The organism is Photorhabdus machadonis, from assembly GCF_052657765.1.
On record NZ_CP199761.1, the window covers coordinates 4,619,618 to 4,638,883 of the forward strand.

Annotated in this window: 15 protein-coding genes and 4 pseudogenes; 10 read left to right on the forward strand and 9 right to left on the reverse strand. The window is 41.2% G+C overall.

Annotation, left to right across the window (positions count from 1 at the left end; all coding sequences use genetic code 11):
* Nucleotides 1–1,368 (reverse strand): pyridoxal-phosphate dependent enzyme, encoded by a 1,368-nt coding sequence (locus ACUN2T_RS22320; RefSeq protein WP_445495101.1) that lies wholly within the window; start codon nt 1,366–1,368, stop codon nt 1–3.
* 773 nt (nt 1,369–2,141) lie between these two features.
* Here ACUN2T_RS22320 and ACUN2T_RS22325 point away from each other — a divergent pair.
* Together ACUN2T_RS22325 and ACUN2T_RS22330 are read left to right on the forward strand one after the other, a co-directional pair.
* Nucleotides 2,142–3,167: an IS630-like element ISPlu3 family transposase gene (locus ACUN2T_RS22325; RefSeq protein WP_445493927.1), complete on the forward strand. Its 1,026-nt coding sequence runs from the start codon at nt 2,142–2,144 to the stop codon at nt 3,165–3,167.
* Nucleotides 3,168–3,453: 286 nt separating this feature from the next.
* Nucleotides 3,454–3,609 (forward strand): annotated as a pseudogene (locus tag ACUN2T_RS22330) (SymE family type I addiction module toxin); the annotation flags it as partial.
* Between the two features lie 111 nt (nt 3,610–3,720).
* On the opposite strand, the gene ACUN2T_RS22335 reads toward ACUN2T_RS22330, so the two are convergent.
* Nucleotides 3,721–3,924, reverse strand: coding sequence for a hypothetical protein (locus ACUN2T_RS22335; RefSeq protein ID WP_445495102.1), 204 nt, complete (start codon nt 3,922–3,924; stop codon nt 3,721–3,723).
* Nucleotides 3,925–4,767: 843 nt separating this feature from the next.
* Nucleotides 4,768–5,625, reverse strand: a pseudogene (locus ACUN2T_RS22340) (VENN motif pre-toxin domain-containing protein); the annotation flags it as partial.
* Between ACUN2T_RS22340 and ACUN2T_RS22345 the strand changes: the two are divergent.
* Nucleotides 5,573–5,695 (forward strand): SymE family type I addiction module toxin, encoded by a 123-nt coding sequence (locus ACUN2T_RS22345; protein ID WP_445495103.1) that lies wholly within the window; start codon nt 5,573–5,575, stop codon nt 5,693–5,695. The pseudogene ACUN2T_RS22340 and the gene ACUN2T_RS22345 sit on opposite strands and share 53 nt — an antisense overlap.
* A gap of 90 nt (nt 5,696–5,785) precedes the next feature.
* Here ACUN2T_RS22345 and ACUN2T_RS22350 read toward each other — a convergent pair whose 3' ends face one another.
* The 3 genes from ACUN2T_RS22350 to ACUN2T_RS22360 all read right to left on the reverse strand — a co-directional run bounded on the left by ACUN2T_RS22350 (nt 5,786) and on the right by ACUN2T_RS22360 (nt 8,295).
* Nucleotides 5,786–6,388, reverse strand: coding sequence for a hypothetical protein (locus tag ACUN2T_RS22350; RefSeq protein ID WP_445495104.1), 603 nt, complete (start codon nt 6,386–6,388; stop codon nt 5,786–5,788).
* Nucleotides 6,372–7,841: a hemagglutinin repeat-containing protein gene (locus ACUN2T_RS22355; protein ID WP_445495105.1), complete on the reverse strand. Its 1,470-nt coding sequence runs from the start codon at nt 7,839–7,841 to the stop codon at nt 6,372–6,374. Before ACUN2T_RS22355 ends, ACUN2T_RS22350 begins: the two co-directional genes overlap by 17 nt.
* Nucleotides 7,842–7,944: 103 nt before the next feature.
* Nucleotides 7,945–8,295, reverse strand: coding sequence for a hypothetical protein (locus ACUN2T_RS22360; RefSeq protein WP_445495106.1), 351 nt, complete (start codon nt 8,293–8,295; stop codon nt 7,945–7,947).
* Between the two features lie 165 nt (nt 8,296–8,460).
* Between ACUN2T_RS22360 and ACUN2T_RS22365 the strand changes: the two genes are divergently transcribed.
* From ACUN2T_RS22365 to ACUN2T_RS22375, 3 genes and pseudogenes are all read left to right on the forward strand, one after another.
* The gene (locus tag ACUN2T_RS22365) at nt 8,461–9,222 is read left to right on the forward strand and encodes an IS5 family transposase (protein WP_445494372.1); all 762 of its coding nucleotides are present in this window, start codon (nt 8,461–8,463) and stop codon (nt 9,220–9,222) included.
* Between the two features lie 34 nt (nt 9,223–9,256).
* A pseudogene (locus tag ACUN2T_RS22370) lies at nt 9,257–9,462 on the forward strand (IS1 family transposase); the annotation flags it as partial.
* 197 nt (nt 9,463–9,659) lie between these two features.
* A complete protein-coding gene (locus ACUN2T_RS22375) occupies nt 9,660–10,286 on the forward strand; it encodes a hypothetical protein (protein ID WP_445495107.1) in 627 nt (208 codons plus the stop codon).
* On the opposite strand, the gene ACUN2T_RS22380 is transcribed toward ACUN2T_RS22375, so the two are convergent.
* Nucleotides 10,283–11,124 (reverse strand): IS5 family transposase gene (locus ACUN2T_RS22380; RefSeq protein ID WP_445497825.1). Its coding sequence is split into 2 segments (ribosomal slippage): nt 10,283–10,782 and nt 10,782–11,124, totalling 843 coding nucleotides; the frame shifts between segments, so codons are not numbered across the junction. The genes ACUN2T_RS22375 and ACUN2T_RS22380 overlap by 4 nt on opposite strands.
* A 30-nt stretch (nt 11,125–11,154) precedes the next feature.
* Here ACUN2T_RS22380 and ACUN2T_RS22385 point away from each other — a divergent pair.
* On the forward strand, nt 11,155–11,376 hold the full coding sequence (locus ACUN2T_RS22385; protein ID WP_445495108.1) for a helix-turn-helix domain-containing protein: 222 nt from the start codon (nt 11,155–11,157) through the stop codon (nt 11,374–11,376).
* A 66-nt stretch (nt 11,377–11,442) separates the two neighbouring features.
* Nucleotides 11,443–12,386 (forward strand): annotated as a pseudogene (locus tag ACUN2T_RS22390) (RNA-guided endonuclease InsQ/TnpB family protein); the annotation flags it as partial.
* A gap of 289 nt (nt 12,387–12,675) precedes the next feature.
* Here ACUN2T_RS22390 and galK read toward each other — a convergent pair.
* A complete protein-coding gene (gene galK / locus ACUN2T_RS22395) occupies nt 12,676–13,839 on the reverse strand; it encodes a galactokinase (protein WP_445495109.1) in 1,164 nt (387 codons plus the stop codon).
* 66 nt (nt 13,840–13,905) lie between these two features.
* Complete coding sequence (locus tag ACUN2T_RS22400; protein ID WP_445495110.1) at nt 13,906–14,961, reverse strand: UDP-glucose--hexose-1-phosphate uridylyltransferase; 1,056 nt, start codon at nt 14,959–14,961, stop codon at nt 13,906–13,908.
* A gap of 509 nt (nt 14,962–15,470) precedes the next feature.
* Between ACUN2T_RS22400 and ACUN2T_RS22405 the strand changes: the two genes are divergently transcribed.
* Both ACUN2T_RS22405 and ACUN2T_RS22410 read left to right on the forward strand, forming a co-directional pair.
* Nucleotides 15,471–15,674 (forward strand): hypothetical protein, encoded by a 204-nt coding sequence (locus tag ACUN2T_RS22405; RefSeq protein ID WP_445495111.1) that lies wholly within the window; start codon nt 15,471–15,473, stop codon nt 15,672–15,674.
* A 696-nt stretch (nt 15,675–16,370) separates the two neighbouring features.
* The gene (locus ACUN2T_RS22410) at nt 16,371–19,187 is read left to right on the forward strand and encodes an aldehyde dehydrogenase family protein (RefSeq protein ID WP_445495112.1); all 2,817 of its coding nucleotides are present in this window, start codon (nt 16,371–16,373) and stop codon (nt 19,185–19,187) included.
* Nucleotides 19,188–19,266: the final 79 nt, after the last annotated feature.

A 19,266-nucleotide genomic window follows, 5' to 3' on the forward strand; every position in this document is an offset into this window, starting at 1 on the left:
TCAATTAAGTTGCTGACGCCATGCGTTCAGCACATCGGTGCGAGTCACCAGCCCGAGGAAACAGCCATTATCGACGATCAGCGCTACATGCCCGGCATCGAAAGTTGCCATCAATTGTTGCAAAGAAGCGTTTTTATCCAGCATCTTCACTTGATGAGTCATCGCGTGGCTAACGGGCAGGGTAAAATTGAGAGGATTAGCCTGTACCGTGTGCATTAAATCCCACTCATCAATAATGCCTACCACTTGTTCATCTTTCAGCACTGGCAACTGAGAAATCTCATACAGACGCATTCGGGTATGAGCGGTTTTCAATGTATCTTCCGGCGACACAAAAACCGTAGCGCCATCCTGATAGCGGTAAGTAATATAATCGCTGAGATCATGCTGTTGCACACGTGATTGGAACCCTTTTTCCAGCATCCAGTAATCGTTAAACATCTTTGATAGATACTTATTTCCGCTGTCACAGGCCAGTGTAACCACGCGTTTTGGTGTGGTTTGCGAGCGGCAGTAGCGCAGTGCAGCAGCCAGTAGAGTGCCACTGGAAGAACCGGCCAGCACACCTTCCTTTAGCAGTAAATCGCGAGCACTGGAGAAAGCTTCTGCATCATTAACACGATATGCATGGTGTACCCGGCTGAAATCGCCGAGAGGCGGAACAAAATCTTCGCCGATACCTTCCACTTGCCAGCTCCCGGCTTCGCCATATTTACCGTGTTCGATATAGTCCACCAGGATAGAACCGTTCGGATCTGCCAGTACAAACTCGGTTTCTGGTGAGACTTGAGTAAAATAGTTGCTCAGACCGCCCAGCGTACCGCCGGAACCGACACCGATCACCACTGCATCAACGTTGTGATCCATTTGCTGCCAGATTTCTGGGCCGGTGGTAGCGGTGTGAGCTGCTGAGTTAGCCGGATTATTGAACTGATCGATGTAATAAGCGCCGGGGATCTCTTGAGCCAGACGCAGGGCATAATCCTGATAATATTCTGGATGGCCTTTACTGACATCAGAACGGGTCAGACGCACATCGGTACCGAGTGCACGCAGGTGAAACACCTTCTCCCGGCTCATCTTATCTGGAACGACCAGAATCAGCTTATAACCTTTTAGGGAGGCGACCAGGGCTAACCCGATACCGGTATTGCCGGCGGTGGCTTCGACAATCGTCCCACCAGGTTGAAGCAGCCCCTGTTTTTCCGCCTGTTCGATCATTGAAAGAGCGACGCGATCTTTAATAGAGCCCCCGGGGTTTTGATTTTCCAACTTAATAAACAATCGACACGGACCGGTATTCAAATGCGTTAACTCCAGCAACGGGGTATTGCCAATCATATCGAGAACAGAGCGTGACGTGGTCATATCATCTCCAGATAATCCGTTATATTCAGATAGTTATAAAGGATAACTCTGTAGATATGTTTCTTTGAAAGAATGAATAGCAACCATATATAGCCAAATGGCATATGTTAATTTTATTTTGGATGTAAAGAAGTTTAGACGTTTAGAAGTGTAAATTTATCTAACCTGTCATACTTATTTAAAAACGTGAATATAGAAGTATTAAAGATTTTATATCCAAAGCAGATTTAACTCGATAAAGGCAATGTTTCAGAAGGGGAGTTAATGACATTTAATTAAATCATTAACCGTTAATAGCGAGTTGAAAAGAAATCTGCCCGTAGAAGAGTATTATCCGAATAGATGGGTGTTTAAGTGTTTTATCGCCGGTTATTTTACGAAGAAAACCCTCAAAATAACGGAATAAAAAATCGATAAAAACGGTTAATTTGGCAGGATTTAAATTATTAGAAAGGGGATGATTATCCGAAAAAACAGAGTCAGTAAATATAAAAAGCGGATATGATTAGTGTTTTTTAAACGTAAAAAACATTATTCGATGATAGTTAAACTTAACAAAAATCAGGTGTCAAAAGGGATAAAAACAACGGTTAAAACTTTATGCCGATTAAAACCATAAGTTAAAAAATGACTTTTAATAACAGTTTAAAGCCTGACCATCATAAAACTAGGGTGGGATTCCACATTATTTACCTTACCATATTTAATTTATTTATACCCGTAATCATTGAAGATGCTTGATTTTATCCGAAATGGAGATCATTATCCTCGCTATGAAAATATTTATTACATCAGAACAAAAAATCAAACTTGAACGTCTTCACGACACCACTCGTGATGGCCAAGTACGAGACAGAATAAAAGCGATCCTTCTGGCTTCTGAAGGGTGGAGTTCTGTGATGATAGCCCAGGCATTGCGACTCCATCAGACCACTGTTGACCGCCATATCAGTGATTATCTTAATCAAGGTAAACTTAAATCTGATAATGGGGGGTCTGATAGTTTGCTTTCTCGAGAGCAAACTGATTTTTTAATCAACCACTTATCTCAACATCTTTTCCATCACACCCATGAAATCGTGGCCTATGTTGCTCAGCTCTGGAATATTACCTTTAGCATTCCCGGCATGAATAAATGGCTACACCGTCAGGGTTTTTCTTATAAAAAACCTTGTGGTGTCCCTCATAAATTCGAGGCAGAAAAACAGATACAATTTATTGAATATTATGAAAATCTTAAAATCACAGCGAAAGATGAACCCATCCTTTTTCTTGACGCTGTTCACCCGACTCAAGGCACCAAACTCGGTTATGGCTGGATGCGAAAAGGCGAGAAAAAAACCGTCAAGACAACAGGAAGCCGAACTCGCCTGAATATATTGGGCGCGCTCAACCTGAATGCCATTGGTCGTACGGTGTTCCAGGAATATCAAACCATCAATGACTACAACATTTGCTGTTTTTTCAACGAAATAAGGAAGTCTTATCCTGACTATCATCAAAAAATTCATCTTATTGTGGATGGGGCGGGTTACAACAAAGCTCATCTTGTGAAGGAGTGGGCTTATGTTAGCAATATTGAGTTACATTATCTTCCTCCCTATAGCCCAAATTTAAACCCGATAGAGCGATTATGGAAGGTCATGAATGAACATGTTCGAAATAACCGTTATTTCGCTGATAAACATGAATTTCGAGACAAAGTCTTCAAATTTTTCACCACAACGCTACCGGATATAGCGGACTCGCTGATGTCTAGAATTAATGACCATTTTCAGGTGCTAAAAACTGCATCTTGAAGTTTCTTGGGTATATCAGTGATTCTATACTCCACTTGTTTTACATTTACCTAACCTGTCATAATCATTTAAAAACGCGAATACAGAGTGGATAGGGTGGATTTAACTCGATAAAGGCAACTTTTCAGAAGGAGAGTTAATTGTATTTAATCGGAGGTCATTAACCATTAATAGAGAGTTGAAAAGAAATTCATACGTAAAGTAATATTATCCGAATAGATGGGTATTTAAGTGCTTTATAGGTAACCAGACGTTTACCAGTTAACTATGGTTAACCGCGATTGTAATGCAGAGGATTTCAAAAGCCCAGCGCCGCTATAAAGTCGGCTATATCAGCCGATGTCACGCCGACCGACACACCGGCATCACCCGTTATTACAGCCAGCATCCCAGTTTGCATCTTAAAGGCAACTGGCTGGAAGAAGCGGGCTTTGCCACCGGACTGACTGCCGGTGTAGGTCAGTGTTGAGCACGGACAGTTGATTATCCGGCTTGTTGAGAACAGCTGACGGCTAAAAGGAAGATCCCAGCGCTTGGGCTGGGATCTTTGAAGTCAAAGCCATCTAAAACGGTATGCTAACCAAATAATTGCGCCGCCAGCTCCACCGAGAGTACTTCCCATTTTAAAACCTTTTATCCAATCGAGCTGATAAATATTTTTATCAGTCAAAATCCATTCCAGTGCTACAAGACCAAATGAGCATGTTAACCCATACGCAAGTATCAACAAGATCAAAGTAATCAAAGGACGTTTCATTATCTTTCATCCTTATTATTTACTTTGTCGTTAGTCATGCTATTGCTGATATTAATTAGCTTCCCCAGATATAAAATTGGAATACACTGGTTTTTCTGCATATTTAAATGCGTCTCGGCTTGCAGGCATCCCAAAATAATTTTTAATTGCATTGGCTTCTAACTTACTTGTAATTGCAGAGCCAAATCCGTAACCCAATGTTGTACCGAACGTGGCCCCAACGACTGCTGCCTCTGAGTTCTGACCGGTTACCTGACTACCAAAATACGCACTACCCGCGTTTAACTGGACATTCGAATGCAGTGATCGACCTGTACCTGTCCAACCGGTGAAACCCGCGAGGAATAAGCTCGTATAATCAAATTTATCTCCGGTATTACCGTTGTAAACCTGAACACCGGCATTCGCGCCCATACTCAGCCCTGTACCTATCACTTTAGCCCCTGCGGATGCATTTGAATTAAATAAAGAATGTCCTCCTGCTACCAAACCGATCACATTTTCCGGTTCAGCAATGAAAGCACCTGCCCTGTCCCAATTGTCCGTATGCTTGTTACCGTATTCCGCATCCTGACTATTGACATAAAGCACCGCATTTTTGACCTCTTCATTATCCAGCGAACCATACAACCATTTAGGTCTTGATGCTGCCGAAATACCGCCATCTATTTTGAGTTTGTCTTCACCCGCTGCACATACCAATGAGTTTTCTTGGCAAGCCTTCTGATATCTTTCGGAGTTTTCCTTGTGTATTGCAGCATATTTGTCAATGATCGGTTGACAGTCTTTGCCTGCCGCTTTGCAGGCGGTTATTTCTTTATCAAAAGCACGGGCTTCATCAAAACTCAGGAAGTTGTTCTCCACCGCATTCTTCCCGGCCTGGGCCCCGGTAACGGCGCTGCCGGTAGAGTCACCGGCAATGCCGCCTGCCAGACCTGCCGCTAGGGTGGAGAGGGTGCTGATGGTCTGTTTTTCTTCTTCACTTAAGTCACTGACTTTAACATTTTCACCATGAAAATGCTTTATCAGTGCTTGAGCAGCCAGTTCACCGGAAGCAGCTCCTGCCGCCCCGGCCAATGCACTGTTGCCACTGGCTTCCGCCACCGCCGCGCCCAGAATCGCATGGGCCAGGGTATTGGTGGTGATATCTACTTTACCGGTTTGCGGGTCGGTGGTCATGCCCTTAATCACCCCGGCCAGATACGGTGAGGCACCCCCGGCCAGTGCCTGACCAATATTTCCGCCTGCCAGTCCCTGAATGGCTGCCGTCGCGGCCTGTAAGGCGGTCTGGTATTTACCGCCAGTACCAAAGCCAGAATCATTCAATGCCTGATTGTAAGCTGTGTTGTAGATTTGGTTTTTAATGTCATCTTCAGTTGGGGGGAGAGTGCTGGTTTTCGCCAGTTTCGCTCTGGCGTCCGCTTTGTCCTGTTCGCTGATGAGCGTCAGGTTGCGTTTTACGTCGGCGGTAATCTGTTCGCCACTGACCTGTGCGCCCTTTGAGCGTGGCATCCGGCCGGCGTTGAGGGTGACAGTTTGTCTTGCATCCAGCGTAGTTTCATTATGGCTGACGCCGTTGCCGCTTTCACGGCCTTTGCCGTGGTTAACACTGGCGGAGAGGTTGATACCCGTGCCCCCCGGTCCGGCAGTGAAACCGACGCCCAGTGAGCCACCGCGACTGCTTCCCAGTTTGCACCTCAAGGGCGGCTGGCTGGAGGAAGCCGGATTTACCACTGTGCAGGCGGTTAACATCACTGTTGAGCAGGAGTAGCTGATTATCCAGCTCGTTGAGAACAACTAAAGAGAAAATTCCTGCTAAACGTTTAATACCGCTCGCTACTATGCGAGCGGTATTTCTGAACTACATTTGTAACTTCCAAAAATTCATACCATCAACAAGCCAATATTGTTCCTTATCTGGTACTAACAGACCAAAATCGCTATTAGCTTGAGCATTCCAATCAGATGGTACTGTTGATTCATGGCTTCTATCCCAGTCAGTATGACGATATATTTTTTTATCGAAATTAATATAAAAGCTAGGTAGCCGCATTCGCCAACTATCCCATTCAGATGATACTACGTCTGTTAGGGTGGATAAATATTGCTCAATATAATCATAAAAATTAACAAGCAATACACTATTTTTGCCCGATATAAAGAATGATCTCATCCAATCAACAGAGTAAACAGCAACATTATTTCTGTTTATGTAGTCTTTAAAACTATCCTTAGTCAATATGGGAATACCATTTCTAAACGACCTGACAGCTTCATCATAAAGAGCCTCTTTCATCCATCCTTTATCTATGTAAGATTTGTATTCAGGTCTAACATCAATACAGTAATTATCTTTACTATCAACAAGATAATAATGATTTCCATCTAAAACAAAAATAGCTATATCCTTTTCACCGTTAAAAATGGCATCAAGTAGATTCTGATAATCATTTTCCAAATTCACGTAAAAATTCCTCTTTTGTTAGCACGCGACCTTTTGATGAATTTTGCTCTATTAACCTATCCCATACCTTCGGTAATTCGAGAGCTACACTTGGCTGGCCTTTTGTCGGGTCCACTATTTTAGGCGCATTTTTGTCTCTTGGTACCCCAGGAATTGGCCTTTGAGGAATAGCGGCATCCATTATTTTTTTGTGAAGAACCGCATCCACTTCAAAAACAACTACAGTTCCATCTTGTCTTCTATTTGTAAGGTAATAAGCAGCATGATTTGCCCCCTTAGTACTAACACATAACTGCCCACTACAACCTGAATTAATAGTTACACTTCCATCAGGATTTACGCTAATTCTGTTCTGACTCGTTTGCGTACCATTATCTCCGCCCTCAACTCGGAAATAAGTTTCAGACGACTGTTTTGTACTTTTTGCTGCATTATTTGTCTGATTTGCAGATGCGTTATTTCCTTTTGCTCCCACATTAGCCGTTTGGTTAGGCTGTACTTGAGTAGCTTCCACCGGAAAGTTTTTATCAACATTATTTTTTGATGATACAAATGATGGTTTCGCCTGAATCTTATTATTGGCTGCGCCTCCAATAATCCCAGTCGTAGTCTCCAGCAACATCATGTTGCGCTGCTCTTCTTTCACATATTGCGCCGCATCCGCTTTGGACAAACCTGTGTTCTCTAGCTCTTTCTGACGCAATTCAGTATTAAAGAACCCGGAGAGGGGTCCGCTGCCGCCATTTAACCAGCTGCTCTGCTCTGAACGCCCTAGCTTGTCATTGGCACGGTATCCCGATACCGCCAGTTCTTTACCCAACTCATGGTTGATAAAGGTCAGCTCTTCGCGGCTCAACTCACCATTCAACGCCATTTGTTTCAGGGTATTGATGGTTGCATCACTGGCCTGTCGATATTCCGTCCACACCCCTTTACGGCAGCTGTCATCCTGACACGATGCCAGTTTACCGCACATGTCCTCCACTGACGGCAGACTTTTATCCAGAATACGCTGACTCAGCTCCTTAGCCTTGCCGCACGCTTCCGGTGACATCGTGCGGCAATCACCCAGATTTCGGGAGGCCAGCGCATTATTCTCAATATCAGTAGTGGATTTTTGGCTGGCTTTGCCGACGGAGAAGCCGATACCGCCGGTCCCCATCAGACCGGATTTTTTCTCTTGCCTGAAGTGCGTTTCATGACGGGCTTCATCAGCGGTGGTGATGGTGAGTTGATTGCCTGCGGCCAGATTAACATCCTGAGTGCCTGCCACGTTACTGCCGATGATGTTTAGGTTATTCCCGGTTTGTAGGGTCACGCTGTCGCCGCTGAGCGTGGTGCTTTGTGCCCGGCGTTCATGCACCTCATCGTGGGTTTCGACGGAGGATTTGGAGAGTAAGCCTTTACTGGTCTGTTTGCTGTGTTCTGCCAGGTCTGATGAAGCGGTTCCCACTTAAATGTGACAAATGCTTCCTGTACTTCTTCATGGAGAACTTCCCCCTACTTGTTGGGTGTCCAACTTTCGGGGTGTAGTTTAATTAAGCTGGGATCTTTTGCTATCTAACTAATGTTCCCCATTTAACAGATATAAATGGTTTTAATCTAATTTCAACGTCAGCTCTTGTATCAGTAAAGACGATTTCAGCATGTATATACTCTCCATCTATTTCATCTTTGATTTTAAAGCTGTTAACACCCTCACTGAGATATCCTGCTATTTTGTTTCCATTAAACTCTAAAATAGTCTGTATCCATCCTTCCAGAACATTAAAAGAGAATACCAAGTGGATTCCGTTGCCATCGGTAAATTCATATGCAAAACGTCTATCAGAATGATCTACCAATGTTGGTTCACTTTCAAAGAAGGAAAGTAAATCTAGCTCATCAGGATAGGATTCAATAAACATTATTTTTTTCCTTCTTTCGGGATTGTTGTAATAAATCGCCTAGTGCCATCAGGCATAATTTCAAATGAAGTTTCTAGGGGTTGTTGATGTTTTTCGGGGGATTATTAGACAGCATGATGATTTGATATAATTACTTTCGCCAAAAAACAACCAGACCTCACCATCATGCCGAGAACAATGTTAACAGATCTCTACTGGAATAAGCTATCCGCATTCATGCAACACACCGGTTGGATTTATGATAAACCTGAACACCGTTTGACCTTGGAAGGCATTATTTATCGGATGAGAACAAGCATCCCCTGGCGCGATTTACCCACAGAATTCGGCAAATGGAATACGGTCTTTTCGCGTTTCAACGCTTGGTCAAAGAGAGGTATTTTACAGATTATTTTCAAAGGGTTATCTGCGATTGCAGATACAGAGTGGTTGTTCATTGATGGGACTATCGTTCGGGCTCATCAACATAGTGCTGGAGCTGCTTCAGATAACGACGAGGCGATAGGCAAAAGTCGTGGTGGACGTTCAACCAAGATCCATTTAGCGGTAGACAGCGGAGGCTTGCCCGTTCATTTTGAACTTTCGGGGGGGCAGGTTCATGACAGTGTTCACGCAGAAAGCCTTATTTCCAAGTCTCCCACTTCCGAAGCAGTTATTGCTGATAAAGGATATGACAGTCAGCGTTTCAGGATGTTTATTAAACAACGGGATGCGACTCCAGTGCTCCCTTATCGTAAAAATAGTCGAAAAACAGACCAGGGTATTGATAAGTGCTTATACCGTTATCGCCATTTAGTCGAGAATGCTATTGCTCGAATTAAGCATTTTCGAGCAATAGCAACGAGATACGATAAACTTGAACGGAATTATACCAGTATGGTGGCACTCGCATTCATCATTGTCTGGTTGCCGATGTGGGTTGATTGAATAATGACTTTAAAACATCAACAGCCCCTAGTATACAGACAATTTCAATGCTTACAACCTCTTGCCGATAAGCCAACACCTTATTAGGAATAAGGTTTCACACAACGTATCGAATATGGAAATTTGACTTTGCGTAACCGGATTAAACGACTGAATCGTAAGACACTCGGTTATTCAAAATCGGCCGAAATGCATGACAAAATCATTAGTATTTTCACTAAGCGCAAGTACTATGTTTAAAGCGAGTCAATACCTTGAATACACGACCTGTAAAAATGATAATCAAGATATAAGGTTAAATTAGACTTGTTTTCCCTGTGTAATAAATATAAAACCTATACTTATGGATAGTATTATTTCAACTTTCCTCAATATATCATCCATATGCTCACAATGTTAAATAGTTTTTGTGAACTTTTTAAAGAAAAAGGTGACTCATGCGTGAGAATAATATAGAAAAAGAACTTATAGAATCATACAACAACTTAGCTGATTGGGGAAAATATCTAGAGAAAATTAAGGTGCATAGCTTTCAAAAAAATGAAAACAGATTTCAAATTAATACGGATGCTTACATAGCCACATTTAATTTTGATTGTGAAATATTTTCTTTATTACATCATTCTTTTAATTATGTAGATAGAAAATTAGAAAATACTCCTTATAAACGAATGGGTTTCTTTTTCCATAAAATTGTCAAACTAGATAAAGTGATACAAACTCAAATAAATTCCGATGATACTTATTTAATTTCGGATGCTATGAGTATCGGCTTTGTTTATTGTGGATTAACTAAATCATTTAATTCGGAAGGTGATTTTGTTGATGTTGTAATATTGTATCTAACGAGGGAAGTGCTAAATACTGTACAAAAAAACAAGTTAAAACTACTCCCTGAATCAGGGTTGTCAGACGGTATGCTGACTCTACGAGTTACATCAATTGAGGATAGTTATGGCTTATATTATGAACAAAAGGATCCAACGACTCGCCATTGGTCTATATTCCCGGAGGCTAGTTTTAACTCAGTCCATAAGGAAGCAAAACTAGGTTGTGTCCCTTAATTATATAATCTCCGGCAAAAGAGTCGAATACAGCCTAATTTCACCATCGACAGATAGTTTCGTGCTGTTTTTTCATAGCGGGTGGCAATACGTCGATTACCTTTCAAAAAACCAAAACAGCGTTCGACAACATTACGGTCACAATAAGCCTGTTCATCAAATTGTGTACGACCATCACTATGCCCTTTTTCATTGATTTTATAAGGAATAATGCTCTTTATTCTCAATTTGCGCAGGTAACCGCGGAGTTTTCTTCCCGAATAGCCTTTATCTGCCAACACCGCTTTGCCACGCCGTTTCATAAAGCCATTCTTGCGTTGGACGCCAATGCCATCAAGCAAAGGAATAGCCGTTTGACTCTCATGGGCCTGGCCTGCCGTCAACATCAGGTTGAGTGGGAAGCCCTTTCCGTCAGTTGCCAGGTGGATTTTGGTGCCATAACCACCGCGTGAGCGACCCAACGCATGGTCGTCAGTGATATCGGGATGTTTTTTTTCGCGCCTGCCGCATCTTTACTCGCGCGAATATTGCTGCCATCCAGGCAAATTTCAGCCCAGTCAATCGAGCCTTTTTCATCCAGAATGGACAGTAACCGATTAAATATCTTGTTGATAATGCCCGAGTTTGACCAGCGATTAAATCGGTTATAGACCGTTTTCCAAGAACCATAGCGTTCAGGTAAATCACGCCACGGTGCCCCAGAGCACAAGACCCAGAACATTCCATTCATCACACGGCGGTGTTCAACATGTGGACGTCCTGCCCGCTCTGAATGGACCGGAGGTAAACAAGGTTCTATCACTACCCATGCGTCATCAGGAATGTCGTAACGTGCCATCATCTTTTTCCCATATTGAAAACAGTTTAGATGATAGTACTATCAATTTACATTAAGGGACACAACCTAGAGCCAACTGAAGAACAGTCGTCGCGTTTGCGGCAGTTATGCGGGTGTGCTCGTTTTGTCTGGAATCACGGACTTGAGGTAACAAAACACATTCTGGATTCTGGCGGAAAACTTCCCTCAGCGTTTGAACTAAACCGAATGCTCACGGGGTGGAAAAAAACACCGGAATACGCCTTCTTATAGGAGGCTTACACCGATAACCTTCAACAAAAACTTAAAGACTTACATGGGGCATGGAGGCGTTGCTTCGATAAAACACTGGCAGTGAAAGCGCCTGTATGGAAACGAAAAAATGACGGCAGGGATTCAATCCGGTTCGTCAATTTTGAAAAATATTGTCTCCTTGAAAATCGCCGAGTCAGGCTTCCTTCCGGGCTCGGATGGATAAAGTTCCGGCAATCGCAGGATATAAACGGCAAAATCAAAAATGCCACGATCAGCCAGTCAGTGGGTAAGTGGTATGTGTCGTTTCAAGTCGAGATAGAAGCCTCTGAGCCCCACCACGAATCAACAACCATGGTGGGTCTGGATGCCGGGATATCGAAACTGGCGACGCTCTCAGACGGTACGATATACGAACCGGTCAACAGTTTTAAAACCCGCCAGCGCAAGCTGGCGAAGCGCCAGAGACAGTTAAGCCGCAAAGTGAAGTTCAGCGCCAACTGGCAGAAACAGAAGCGAAAAATTCAGCGTCTGCACGCGTATATTGCCAATATTCGCCGCGACTACCTTCATAAGACCACCACGAAAATAAGCAAAAACCACGCGATGATCGTGATTGAAAATTTGAAGGTTAGTAACATGTCGAAGTCAGCGAAAGGCACGGCAGAACAGCCCGGAAGGAACGTTCGGGCTAAAACAGGCTTAAATCGCACGATACTGGAGCAGGGCTGGTATGAAATGCGCCGTCAGCTAGAATATAAGCAGCTCTGGCGCGGCGGTCAGGTACTGGCAGTCCCGCTGGCATACACCAGCCAGCGGTGCGCATGTTGCGGTCATACAGCAAAAGAGAACGCTTGTCGCAGAGTAAATTTGTGTGCCAGGTGTGTGGATATACCGCGAATGCAGATGTAAACGGCGCTCGTAACATTTTAGCGGCAGGGCATGCCGTGCTTGCCTGTGGAGGGACGGTGCAGTCAGGCCGCCCGTTGAAGCAGGAACCAGACGCAGAGCGATCAGTCGTCGCCCACTAACGGGGATCCCCCTCTTGAGTCACGAAGTATGAAAGTGGAGGAGGATGTCAAAAATATGGAATTGATGAAGGTGATCATCATGCCATCCCTGAGCGCTCTGAATGATATTAGTGAAAAGCCGCTAAAGAAGCCTCGCCTGATAGCCTGAAGCGACGCCAGACCATAGGACTGACACCCCGAAGTACTATTTTAACGACATAGGCTTTCATGATGAGATGCCCGATAAGTGCGTTTAGTTGCTCATTCTCTCGCCGATTGAATAGAGTGCCCCAGGCTTTTTATGCTCTCCCTATAGGGTTTCAACCAGACCCGCACCATCCGTAGCCTGACACACATAAATGGTTTCTTTCAGACCTGTCGATGCAAAATAGTGTTGTGCTACTGCGGCCTTAACAGCATCAACCTGTACTTGCGGCACTAAAGCAACCACACAACCGCCAAATCCCCCTCCTGTCATTCTTACTCCACCCTGTTTACCGATAACTTGCTTCACAATATCAACCAAGATATCAATTTCAGGTACAGTAATTTCAAAGTCATCACGCATTGACTGATGTGATTGTGTCATGAGTTCTGCTATTAATGGCATATCACCTCCTGCCATTAACGCTTTTGCTGCCAAAAGTGTACGCTCATTTTCTGTGATTACATGGCGTGCACGTTTAGCGACTACCCCATCAAGCTCAGAAATGCGCTTTTCAAACTCATCTATTGTCACATCACGCAAAGCTTTAACACCAAATAATGCCGCTGCTTGCTCACATTGAGCCCGGCGAATATTGTATTCACTGCTAACCAATTCTCGTTTTTTATTCGAATTAATTATAATAACCGCTATATCTTTAGGCATAGATACAGCCTGAGTAGTTAAATGCCGGCAATCAATTAATAACGCATAATTATTTTTCCCTTCTGCTGAAATTAATTGATCCATAATGCCGCAATGGCAGCCCACAAATTCATTTTCTGCTTGCTGCCCATTTAGCGCAATTTCTGTTTGACTAATGGTTAAATGGTAAAGGGTTTTAAATGTTTGACCAATAACCGTTTCCAATGCAGCCGATGAGCTTAATCCCGCTCCCTGCGGTATATTTCCAGTCACTACAATATCTGCCCCTTTAAATGAATACCCACGAAGGAGCAGATACTTCACAACTCCTCTAATATAATTGATCCACATTTTACTTTCGTGAAATATAATAGGTTGACTGATATCAAACTCATCTAATTGATTACCATAATCAACTGAAACAACACGAATAATATTATCCTGCCGTTTCGCCGCGGCAACCACAACGTGGTAATTAATGGCACATGGTAATACGAAACCATCATTATAATCAGTGTGCTCTCCAATCAAATTAACCCGACCTGGCGCTTGAATAATATGCGTTGGTGTACAATGGAATACTGAATTAAACATACCTTTAGCGCAATTAATTAAAATTTTCATCACGTTATTCTCAAATATAGCGTTAAACGCACAACACTTTCAATGAAATATCGCCACCGGGCATAATCACTTTTGCTCTTTATAATGCATGTCACTCAAAGCACGCAGAATTTTGGCTGCTTGCTCTGCGGTTAAATCACGTTGCGTTTCAGCAAACATTTCATAACCCACCATGAATTTTCGCACGGTAGCAGACCGCAATAATGGCGGATAGAAAAGTGCGTGTAATTGCCAATGTTCAATATCTGTATCTCGTTCAAAAAACGGGGCAAAATGCCAGCCCATAGAATAAGGAAAAGAACTTTGAAATAAATTGTCATAACGACTGGTGAGTTTTTTAAGTGCGACCGCTAAATCACCGCGTTGTCCATCTGTTAATTCATTCATACGACGAACATGAACTTTAGGTAACAACAGAGTTTCATAGGGCCATGCTGCCCAATAAGGCACAACCGCCAGCCAATGCATGGTATTAACCACAATTCGCTCACCATTAGCTAATTCAGCCTGAACATAATCCACCAGTAAGTTAGACTTATGCTCCTGATAATAGGCTCGCAACTGTTTATCTTTACGCTCAATTTCATTTGGCAAAAAACTATTTGCCCAGATTTGCCCATGCGGATGAGGCTGAGAACACCCCATTGTTTCTCCCTTATTCTCAAATAATTGCACCCAGAGATACTCTTTACCCAGTATTTCAATTTGTTCATTCCAGGTATCAATTAATTGACTAATTTGTTCAACAGACAATTCAGGCAATGTTTTACTGTGATCAGGAGAAAAACAGATCACACAGCTTAACCCTCGTACCCCTTGCGTTTTAAATAACGGGTGATGCGATTGTGGTACATCAGGCGAATCTGGCATTAAAGCCGAAAAATCATTATTGAAAACAAACGTTGCTTGATAAGCAGGATTTTGCTCGCCGGAAATACGCACGTTTGATGGGCAAAGGAAACATTGCTCATCATAGTTTGGGATATCGTCTATTAATGACTGCTCATCTTGCCCACGCCATGGCCGTTTCACCCGATGGGGAGAGACCAAAACCCATTGTCCTGTTAGAGGATTATAACGACGATGGGGATGTTCAACAGGATTAAATTCAATCTTAGACATAACAGTCTCTACTTTATTTATATTTTTCAGCATCATTTGTGAAAGTATTTGTTAATACTTGGACTGACCTCAGTGTAACAATGCACCTCAACACCAATCTGAGATATTAATCACGCAAATGTAAACGATTTCACACAAAGTGCGAAAATGAATTAAAGATATAGATAAAACAATGACATTGATATCTTATAAAAATATTAACTAAAAGTGGCAGTAAAATGACTTAATGTGTTATTTACCTGAAATCGCTACGAATAAAGGCCAGTATCAAGAATGGTATTTAATGATAATTTTGTGGCTCTAATTACATTCAAACTAAATGGTAACATTTACAATCCGATAACAAATAAACTCACCAGGAAAAGAGAACATACCGATCTTGTCAGACCAGGTATTTTAGCCGTGTACTTATTTAACTTATTCTGGAAAAAACAACCAGTAAAGGAGCAATCATTGGTGTGGTTTTATCAATAGCTTTTGCTTTATTCCTAAAATTTATGCCGCTCTCAATGCCATTCATGGATCAAATACTCTATACTTTGCTCTATACGTTGGTTGTTATTGCATCCACAAGTTTAAGCATATCGGCCAACGATGATGATCTAAAAGGAATAACATTAGTTTCATCCATGTTTGTTACTGACCGCAGTTTTAACATAGCAGCTTATGCCATCATGATTATTCTCGCTGTGTTGTATGTTACTTTCTGGTAATGAAATTGTCTCATGCAGAGCTGGGGAGATTTAATTGTATAACCTTAAGTTGGAATCACCTCATTATCTGGTCTGACGTTGAATTTGTTAATTTTTTCGTTTAAATATCGATTAATTAATGCATTAAAATCCACTCAAATATTAAAATATTTTCCACTAAAAACATTAGTGAAGATTAAATAGTTTAATTAATATAATGCTTTGACAAAGAAGGTTGCCCTTAGGTAAAGCAACCAATAATATAAGGAAGCAAAACATCTCACATTAAATGCTGTACTCTGGCATAAATATGATTTGTCATGAAATCGGTCACAAGCAATGAAATAAAAAAATCTTTAAATAACATATGATTGAGATTTAGATGGAATTGCATAATAAAGATAATACGATCTCGTCCGAGATAATAATCGCGCAGAAATTATTGAAAAATAGTAATGTTTTATTTCCATTGACAAGTTTGCTTCTCCACTCTATTGATACCTATTACATAATAATTACTGTCCATTATTTACCTTGCAGAGAAGATGATATCAATGATGGTAACCAACAATACCTACTGAGCCCAATCTGTATCTTACAGACCAAATCATATCAAAACTTCATACGTTGGACTCATGATTATGGATAGCCCAATTTCCTAAAGTTATTAACTAATAAGAGCAGAACAACTATAGACTTAGTGAGGTTTTATCTAATATGAAATGGTTTTTAAGAGAAGCGCTTTATATTCACAATACTAAAGCAAATGACGAAGTCATAAATATCGGTTCAGGATTTGGTCCTACAGGCCTTCCTCATATAGGAACCTTATGTGAAATCATTCGGACCAATTTCGTTAAAACGGAATTAGAAAAACTTGGTCACAAAGTCAAACTTTTCCTAGTATCAGACGATCTCGATCCTTTCAGGAAAGTACCAGAAAACGTTCCATTACAAGAAGAATTAAAACGCTATCTTGGTAAACCTATTAACCAAGTACCTGATCCCTATGGTGAGTTCAATTCTTTTTCTGCGATGTCTGAAAATAAATTGATACAACTGGCTGAAAGATACAATATCAATTATACTTTTATCCGCAATTCATTAGCTTATTCCAAAGGAGACTATAATAAACAACTTACTGAATTAATTAAAAACTACGATAAAATCAACACTATTTGTATGAATTCAACCGGGCCTTTAAGACAAAGGACATATAGTATTGTTATGCCTATATCTCCCATTACTGGAAATGTTATTGAACATATAAAGGTGACAAACGTTGATTGGAATAAGGGAGAAATGACTTATTTTATTCCCAGCAGCGAAGTGATAAATAAGCCCGGTTATGAATATGCTGTTGAGCTAAGTGAATTTTACAAGTCTGAAGTTTTGGATGAAGAGCAAACAATTTCTGTCCTCAATGGTCACTGTAAACTCCAATGGAAAGCTGATTGGGCAATGCGATTGCTTTCCAGATCGATTGATTTTGAAATGCATGGTGAAGATCTGAGTGATTCAGCCAAAGTGGTCAAAGAAATCGCAGAAGCATTAAACGCCCCCATCCCTAGGTTATATAGATACGGGCTTTTTCTGGATGCAAGTGGTAAAAAAATTTCTAAATCTAAAGGTAACGGCTTCTCCTTATCCGATGCCGAGAATTTATTAAAAAAAGGAGCGATAGAGTGGTATCTGTCTAAAAAGCCTCAACGGACATTAAAATTTCATATCGCACTTGCACCAAAACTCAATGACAGAACAGATGAGAAACGATCTTCATGCAATATAGGTTTCGAAAAGGCTGTTCGCATGTTATTTGCCTCTAAGCCTGTTGATAAGCTTTCAGCCAGAAAATTCTTACTTCTATATGCGAGAAAATCTCGATCTGAAATCACTGATGATGTTATCAATTACAGTTACAATTATCATGAAAGAATATTTAACTACGGATCTAATGGACTAAGTACCGAACATGAAAAACGATATATCTCCACGATAGCAGATAATTTGACGACTGGCTTTGTATGCAATGCCAATGAACTACATAAATTTGCCATCAATATATTCATCAAGTTATTCCCAGAAAGACAACCAAATGAAGCATGGAGTCTACTTAATCGAGCTTTGTTTGGAACTATCCACGGACCTAAACTTAAAACCTGGTTTGGTACTGTCGGTATCGAAGTTGCAACAAAGCGTTTGCAAAATCCGGTCCTTACAATGGACACCCTACTTCCTGCTAAAAATCCAGCTATTGAACAACACGAATTATTAACAAGAAATAATAAAGAGGATGATCAAATGGGCTCTTCTCTACTCTATGAAGATATCGATTTCGAAAGTGTAAAAAAAACCTGCCAATTATTCGCAGATGCTTTAGTCGAAAAGAAAGATCATATTATTGAGGCATTATCTTCCTATCAATGTAAAAATGTCACAGAAGATGAAATTGAAAGATCGACAGATTTGCTTTTGAATATTGAGATGAACCAAAACTATTTCAAAAAGAAAATTTACGGTGTAACCTCATTTCTTCCATTAAATCAGCCTATTTATGCATCTGTATGTTTTGGATTTATCCCCTCCATGATGTCAAAAGATGTTTGTATTCGACCACCGACAGCCATGACCCCACATTACAAACGTCTCCTTAATGCAATAGACATCACACAATATTCACCTTCTTTATCGGTATCCTTTGCCGAAAAAGAAAATTTTCTTAGCGACCGGATAAAAATTACAGATGCGGTGATTTTTACAGGAACGCCAGAAAATGCATTAAAAGTTCGAAAATATTTTAAGAAAAAAACACTATTTATCCTCAATGGTTCGGGCCATAATCCTTTAATTGTTTCAGATGATGCGAATATAGAGAAAGCTGTCGAAAGTGCTAAAAGTGTCGTTCTTTACAATCAAGGCCAAGATTGCGCTGGCCCTAACACCATATTAGTACATAGTAAAATGTATAAGAATTTCAAAGAACGGTTGTTATCAGACCTGACTTTGCTTGAAAATAAAGTTGGCCCCTATAGTGTGAGAGAAAATATTGTCGGTCCCAACAGTGATATTGATCACACTATAAAAATTGCCAATATATTCAAGCAATATCGAGAGTTCTGTACATATGGCGGTGAAGTCAACCCTATTAACGGTATGATTAAACCTACAGTATTTGAGAAACCTATTTATCTTGGAGGGAATTATAAGGAATTTTTCGCGCCTGTATTTTTTCTTCAAGAATATAATACTGATTCCGACCTACATCTTTACTTCTCAGACCCACAATACCCGAACAACGCTATGTACATCTCCTTATTTGGAACCAGTGATTATATTTCTCATCAACTGGATGAGAAATTACACCTCAAAGAAAGTATCCTCCATAATACGGACCTCCATAAAGAAGAACGCGGTTTTCTTCCTTATGGTGGACAAGGCCCTGCGGCTTCATGTATTTTTTATGATGGTGAACGTTTTAATGGAAGCACTCTGCCACAAAGAGATATATACACTTATTTGGTAAATCCCATATAAGGAAAATATATAATGCATGTTAGATTCAGTGCGCAAATTCTGGCTATTTACTTAGTCATCGCCAATATATCACTAGGAT